5 protein-coding genes are annotated in these 6,777 nt (G+C 76.7%); 3 read left to right on the top strand and 2 right to left on the bottom strand.

Annotation, left to right across the window (positions count from 1 at the left end; translation table 11 throughout):
- Together ACFV4N_RS36890 and ACFV4N_RS36885 are read left to right on the top strand one after the other, a co-directional pair.
- On the top strand, positions 1-1,051 hold a 1,051-nt coding region (locus ACFV4N_RS36890), incomplete at its 5' end, for a PP2C family protein-serine/threonine phosphatase (RefSeq protein WP_499677304.1).
- An 87-nt stretch (positions 1,052-1,138) separates the two neighbouring features.
- Positions 1,139-1,363: a hypothetical protein gene (locus tag ACFV4N_RS36885; RefSeq protein ID WP_499677303.1), complete on the top strand. Its 225-nt coding sequence runs from the start codon at positions 1,139-1,141 to the stop codon at positions 1,361-1,363.
- Between the two features lie 7 nt (positions 1,364-1,370).
- Here the strand turns inward: ACFV4N_RS36885 and ACFV4N_RS36880 are convergent, their stop codons facing one another.
- On the bottom strand, positions 1,371-2,540 hold the full coding sequence (locus tag ACFV4N_RS36880) for an extracellular catalytic domain type 1 short-chain-length polyhydroxyalkanoate depolymerase (RefSeq protein ID WP_499677302.1): 1,170 nt from the start codon (positions 2,538-2,540) through the stop codon (positions 1,371-1,373).
- Positions 2,541-2,677: 137 nt separating this feature from the next.
- A complete protein-coding gene (locus tag ACFV4N_RS36875; RefSeq protein ID WP_499677305.1) occupies positions 2,678-5,974 on the bottom strand; it encodes an ATP-binding protein in 3,297 nt (1,098 codons plus the stop codon).
- A gap of 140 nt (positions 5,975-6,114) precedes the next feature.
- Between ACFV4N_RS36875 and ACFV4N_RS36870 the strand changes: the two genes are divergently transcribed.
- Positions 6,115-6,777, top strand: a 663-nt coding sequence (locus ACFV4N_RS36870; RefSeq protein WP_499677301.1) for an alpha/beta fold hydrolase, incomplete at its 3' end; no start/stop codon positions are given.

Raw genomic sequence — 6,777 nt, 5'->3', positions numbered from 1 at the left:
GCACCCGGTGGTGGGCGGTCCGGGGCTGCCGGTCGACTCGTCCGAGGCCGGTCGGTCCTACCAGGGCGTCGAGGTCGTCGGCGTGCCGTCGCCGCCCCGGCTGTGGCTGCCGCTGCTCAACGGCACCGAGCGGCTGGGCGTGGTGCGGGTGGACCTGCCCGAGGGCGTCGAACCGGACGACCCCGAACTGCGCGCGCAGTGCTGGACGCTGGCCGGCCTGATCGGTCACCTGGTGCAGAGCAAGCAGCACTACGGCGACCTGTTCCACGTCCTGCGCCGCACCAAGCAGTTGGCCGTGGCCTCGGAGCTGCTGTGGCAGATGCTGCCGCCGCAGACGTTCGCCTCCGAACGGGTCGTGGTGACCGCGGCCGTGGAGCCCTACGACGAGGTCGGCGGTGACGGCTACGACTACGCGGTGAGCCCCGACCGGGCGTACGTGGCGCTGATCGACGCCATGGGCCACGACATGAGCGCGGGCCTGACCACGACCGTGGCGCTGGCCGCCACCCGAAACGCGCGCCGGGGCGGGCTGGGCCTGGTCGAGGCCGCCGAGCTGGCCGACCGGAGCATCACGAGCCAGAACTCGATCGGCAGGCTGAGCTTCGCCACCGCCGTGCTCGCCCGGCTGGACCTGGACACGGGCGTGCTGGAGTACCTCAACGCGGGCCACCCGCCGCCGGTGCTGTTCCGGGACGGGCGCGCGGTGGGCCAGTTGGAGGGCGCGTTGCGCACGCCGCTGGGCCTGGGGCACCTGGAGCGGGCGTCGGTGCGGCCGGCCTCGGTGCGGTTGCGGCCGGGTGACCGGGTGCTGTTCCTCACCGACGGCATCGTCGAGGCCCGCAGCCCCGAGGGCGAGCTGTTCGGCCTGGACCGCCTGGTCGCGCTGGTGGAGGAGCACGAGGCGGCCGGGATGCCCCCGCCGGAGACGCTGCGGCGCATCACCCGCGCGGTGCTGGAGCACCAGCGGGGCCGGTTGCAGGACGACGCCACCCTGCTGCTGCTGGAGTGGAGCCCGGACCGCGCGCACGCGCTGCTGCCCTCGTCCGTGTGACCTGCGTGGTTGCCGCGCCGGTGGCCGGGTACCCGGTCGGGGCGCCACGCGCACGGCGCGGCTGACCCGGCGTCGGAGGTCTTGGCCATGGCTCACCCGTCCCTCCCCCAACCAGGTTCGATCGTCACCTACCTCAACCCGGACGTGCTGGCCCCCGAGACGTTCCTGACCGGGGTGGTCCTCGGGGCCCACGTGGTGGACCCCGAGACCGACCGCTCCTGGGTGTCGGTGCTGTTGCCCGACCGCTCCACGTTCGTGCTCGACGCGGCGAACATCGTCGAGGTCCAGCCGTCCGGCAGCACCGAGCCGTGAGGGCGTTTCACAGCGGCGAGCAGTCGGGCTTGTCGGTCCAGCCCGCCGCGCACCGGTAGAGCGTGAAGGAGGCGCGGTAGCCGTAGCGCGCGCCCAGGGTGTTGTAGTCGGTGACGCCGACGCGCCCGGCGACGTAGTGCTCGGTCGCCGTCCCGGTGGCGGTCCCGGTGTACGGGGGCCGCGTGGTGCCGCCGGTCGAGGTCGTGGTCGGGGTGGGCGAACCGGCGTCCAGGCCCCAGAAGCGGCCCATGTGGTAGGCGGAGCAGATGTTCACGTCGAGGACGTAGGCGCCCGCCGCGCCGCACTGGGCGGCTCCGGTTCCGGGGTCGACCGGGTGGCCGTGGCCCATGCCGGTGATCCGGTACAGCTCCACCACGCCGCCGTACACGCGGTGCGGGTAGCCGGCCACGGTGTCGCTGACGTCGGGGATCTGGTCCGTGCCGTTGACGTCGGTCCACTGCTCGACCAGCTCGTCGGCGTTGGCGGGCACTACGGTGGTGTCGGCGGTGCCGTGCCAGATGGACACCTTCGGGCGGGGACCTCCGGTGTGGGCGGCGCGGACCTTGTCGCCCCACTGCGCCGGGGTGAGGTTCACGCCGGGGTTCATGCAGCCGTATGCCTGGAGGACCGAAGTCGCGCAGCCGTGCGGTAGGCCGGCGACCACGCCACCGCCGGAGAAGACGTCGGGGTAGGTGGCGAGCATGACCGAGGTCATCGCGCCGCCCGCCGACAGGCCGCTGACGTAGGCGGTGGTGGCGCCGACGTCCTGCCGGGTGCGGTCGACCATCTGCTTGATCGACAGCGGTTCGCCCGCGCCGCGCCCGGTGTCGCCGGGTTCGAACCAGTTGAAGCAGGAGTTGAGGTTGTTGGCCGTGCGCTGCTGCGGGAAGACCACGGAGAAGCGCCACTGGTCGGCCAGCTTCGCCCAGCCGGTGCCGGTGGCGTAGGCGGTGGCGTTCTGGGTGCAGCCGTGCAGCGCGACGACCACGGGGCGGCCGGCGGGCAGGCCGTCCGGCACGTAGCGGAACATCTGGAGGTTGCCGGGGTTGGTGCCGAAGCCGGTCACCTCCTGGAGCGAGGCGGCGCGGGCGGGACCCGCCGTGGACAGCCCCACGACGGCCAGCGCGGCGGACAGCGCGGCGGCGAAGACCGCGGTGGCGGGGCGACGAGCGGGCATGACGCGACCTCCCCGTTGAGGATGAGTGACGGCCGTCACTCGCGTTGCGGTGAATGGTAGGGACCACCGGGTCGGGTGCGCCGTGGTGCGCGCCACCACTCCCGGCGGCGGCCGGGTATCGGCGCGCCACACTCCACTCAGGACACCGGGTGGGCGAGGGCGGTCCGGGCGGCGGCGACCCAGTGCGGCGCGCCGGCGCGTTCGGCCACGGCCAGCGCGTGGTGGTAGTGCCCGGCGGCCAGGCGGTGGCGGCCGAGGGCGCGGGCCAGGTCGCCGAGGTGGTGGGCGACGGGCCGCAGGGTGAGCATCCCGCTGCCCGCGCCCGCCAGCTCGTCGGCGGCCGGTTCGAGGTCCGCGTGCAGGCGCTCGGCGGCCGCCAGGTCGGCGCGGCGGACGGCGACGACGGCGTGCAGGCACGTGCGGGCTTCGTAGAGCAGGTCGCGGGGCGAGTCCGGGACGTGGGCGGCCGGTTCGAACAGGGGCCGGCACCAGGGTTCGTAGGCGCCGAAGTCCGCGTCGGGGTCGGGGCGTTCGCCGCGCTGGAGCCGGTGGCACAGCAGGGCGAACGGCAGGATGCCTTCGTCCACACCGGACATGCCGGTGCCGGCCAGTCGGGCGGCGGCTTCGCGGTAGGCGGCCTCGGCGTCCCGCCCGGCGACGGCGGCCCGCAACGCCCGGTACCAGCGGGTGAACACGCCCACCAGGGGCAGCCGGTGGTCCTCGCCCAGCCGGTCGGCCGCCGCGGCGTGGCGGTCGGCGGCGGTGAAGTCGGCCAGCGCCGAGTGCGCCTGGAGCAGGACGAGGTGCCCGAGCACCTCGAAGGTGACCAGGTCGTGCCGGCGGGCCAGGTCGACCAGCTCGGCGCCGGTGCGGGCGCGGTCGGGTGCGAGGCCGGCGCGGTGGAACGACTGCATGAAGCGGGCGTTGAGGGCGAAGGCCAGCACCGCCGGGTCGGCCGACTCGCGGGCCAGCGCCTCGGCTTCGCGGGCGGCGGCGCGGGCGCGGTCGCCGCCGGTGGCGCGCAGCTCCAGGGCGAGGGTGGCCAGCAGCCGGCTGCGGGTCGCGGTCCGGTCGGGCGGGAGGGCGGCCAGGGTGCGCTCGGTGACCTCGGCGATCCGCCGGGCCAGGGCGGGGTCGTCGTGGTCGGTCCAGACGGCGGGCACGTCGAAGGCGCCGATCACGCGGGCGGTCAGCTCGGGGTCGCCCAGACCTTCCGCGAGGGCGAGCGCCTCGGCGCGGTGCCGGCGGGCCCGGTCGAGGTCCCCGGTGACGGCCTGGGTGCGGACCATGCCCATGACCAGTTCCAACCGGGTCGCCGGGTCGTCCTCGCCGTGGTCGTGGGCGGCCGCCCGGTCGTGGGCGGCGAGCGCGGCCCGCCACAGCCGGGCCGCCTCGTGCGGTGCGCGCCGGCGTTCGGCCCGCTCGGCCGCGGCACGGGCGTAGCGGGCGGCGCGGGCGTCCGTCCCCGGGCTCTCGGCCAGCAGGAAGTGGTGGGCCAGCGCGTCCACCGCGTCCGGGCGGAGCCGTTCCAGCGCCTCGCCGGCGGCGGCGTGCCACCGGGCCCGGCGCGAACCCGACACGTCCTGGTGGAGGGTGTCGCGCACGAGCGCGTGGGCGAAGCCGAACCGCCCCGGGCCGCGTTCGACGAGGAAACCGCGCCGGGTCGCGACCTCCGCCGCGTCGAGCACGCCGGGACCCGCCAGGGCGGTCAGCAGCTCCAGGTCCAGGTCGGTCCCGACCACGGCGGCCCGCCGCAGCACCTCGCGGACCGGCTCGGGCAGGCTCGCCAGGCGGTGGCGGACCACGTCGCGCACGCCCGGCGGCACCGACTCGGCCCACGACGGGCCCTCGGCCGCGGCCAGCCGGGCCAGCTCGCGGACGAAGAACGGGTTGCCGCCGCTGCGCCGGTGGATCGCGGACGCGGTGGCGGCGTCGACGTCCCGGCCGGTGGTGGCGCGCACCAGCTCGGGCACCGCCGCCGCGGGCAGGCCGCCGAGGTAGAGGCGGGTGGGTTCGGCGCGGGCGACGCGGCCGAGCAGGTCGGACAGGGCCGCGGGGACGTCGGTGGTGCGGTAGGTCGCGACCACCAGGACCGGGTGGGCGGCCGAGTCGGTCACCACCGAGGCGAGCAGGGCCAGGGTCTCCTCGCCCGCCCAGTGCAGGTCGTCGAGCACCAGCAGCAGCGGGGCGCGGCGGGCGACCCCGGCCAGGTGCGCGCCGACCGCGCGGTGCCAGTGGAAGCGCGCCACCAGCGGGTCGCCGCCGGCGGCCGGCCCGTCGCCGGTCGGGTACCCGTGCCCCGAGGCGGCGAGGGAGTCCAGGACCTGGCTCCACGGCCACGCCGCGGGCAGGCCCTCCGCGTCCGGGTTGGCGCCCCACGCCGTGGTCCAGCCACGTGCGGCCAGGCGTGCGGCGAACGCTTCGGCCAAGGTGGTCTTGCCCGCGCCGGCGTCACCGGAGACCAGCACCAGCACGGGCCGCCGCCGCTCGACGGCCCGTTCGGCGGCACCGCCCAACCCGGCCAGCTCGTCGTCGCGGCCGACCAACGCGGGCACGTCTTCGCGGCCCACGGACCGCACCGCGCCCCGGTCCCGGCCGGCGGGGGATCCCTCGTCGCGACCGGCCGACCCGGGCACGTCCCGCCGCCCCGCCGCACCTCCGACGACCGGCGCGTCCCCGCCCGCCTCGACCAGGTGGGGCGCGTGGGCCAGGATGTCGGCCTCCAACCGCCGCAGGTCGGGGCCGGGGTCCACGCCCAGCGCCTCGGCCAGCCCGTCCCGGGCCCGGCGCAGCGCACCCAGCGCGTCGCCCTGCCGCCCCGCCCGGTACAGCGCCAGCGCCAGCAGCCGCCAGGCGTCCTCCCGCCAGGGGTGCCCCTCGACGTGCGCCTCCAGGTCCGGCACCGCCGCCGCGGCCCGTCCCAGGTCCAGCAGCGCGCCCGCCCGCCGCTCCAGCGCCAGCAGCCTCAACTCGTCCAGCCGGGCGACCTCGCCCCGCGCCCACGGCAGGTCGGCGAACTCCGCGTACGCGGGCCCGCGCCACCATCCCAGCGCCTCCTCCACCCGCGCCAGCGCCGCACCCGCCGGCAGCTCCCCCGCCTCCGCCACGGCCGCCTCGAACCGCCACGCGTCCACCGCGCCGGCCTCCGCGCGCAGGGCGTAGCCGGGCGGCTCGGTCACCAGCAGCCGGGCCGGGGCGCGCGGCGGCCGGTCGGGTTCCAGTGCCCGTCGCAGCGCCGCCACGAAGGTCCGGACCGCGCCCACCGCGCCCCCGGGCGGTTCCTCCCACAGGTCGTCGACCAGGCGCTCCACCGGCACCACCCGGCCGCGGGCGAGCAGCAGCCGCGCCAGCACCGCCCGGTGCCGCGACCCGCCCACCCCCACCGGGCCCCGGTCGTCCTCGACCACCAGCGGACCCAGCACGCCGAACCGCACCGACACCGACCTCCCTCCGAGCCGCGCACTCTAACCCGCGCGGACCGGCCCGGCAGCGCCGCTCACCCGTTGCTGACCGACCGCTCATCGGCCTCCCCGACGCTGGTGGCACAGCACCACACCAACCCGAGAGGCAGACCATGCGGATCCCCGGATTCCACTACCGGCACGTGACCGTCGCCGACGGCGTCACGCTCAACGTGGCCACCGCGGGCGAAGGCGACCCGGTCGTGCTGCTGCACGGCTTCCCCCAGACCCACCTGATGTGGCGGCACGTGGCCGCCGACCTCGCCGCCGACCACACCGTCATCTGCCCCGACCTGCGCGGCTACGGCGACAGCGACAAACCCGCCGACACCGACGGCCACGCCTACAGCAAGCGCACCATGGCCGCCGACGTCGTCGCCCTCGCCCGCCTGCTCGGCCACGACCGCTTCGCCCTCGCGGGCCACGACCGCGGCGCCCTGGTCGCCTTCCGCGCGGGCCTCGACCACCCCGACGCCGTCAGCCACCTCGCCCTGCTCGACACGCTGCCCACCCTGGACACCTGGGACGTGCTGCACGGCACCACCGCCGCGGTCGCCTTCCACCTCTACCTCATGGCCCAGCCGCCCGGCCTGCCCGAGCAGCTCATCGCCGGCGCGCCCGACGCCTTCTTCGGCCACTTCCTCGACGTCTGGACCCGCTCGCCCGACGCCATCCCGCCCGACGTGCGCGCCGCCTACCTGGCCGCGTCCCGCGACGCCGTCACCTCGATCGTCGCCGACTACCGCGCCACCTCCTCCACCGACGTGGAGCACGAC

The sequence above is a fragment of the Actinosynnema sp. NPDC059797 genome (genome assembly GCF_042732085.1).
GTDB lineage: Bacteria > Actinomycetota > Actinomycetes > Mycobacteriales > Pseudonocardiaceae > Actinosynnema.
The sequence above is the reverse complement of the archived record's forward strand: the minus strand, read 5'-3'. Positions and strand labels throughout refer to the sequence as shown.

Bases quoted from the DNA above. Each gene is read 5' to 3' on its own strand.
- ACFV4N_RS36880 (WP_499677302.1), bottom strand. From the start codon at position 2,540: ATGCCCGCTCGTCGCCCCGCCACCGCGGTCTTCGCCGCCGCGCTGTCC.
- ACFV4N_RS36885 (WP_499677303.1), top strand. From the start codon at position 1,139: ATGGCTCACCCGTCCCTCCCCCAACCAGGTTCGATCGTCACCTACCTC.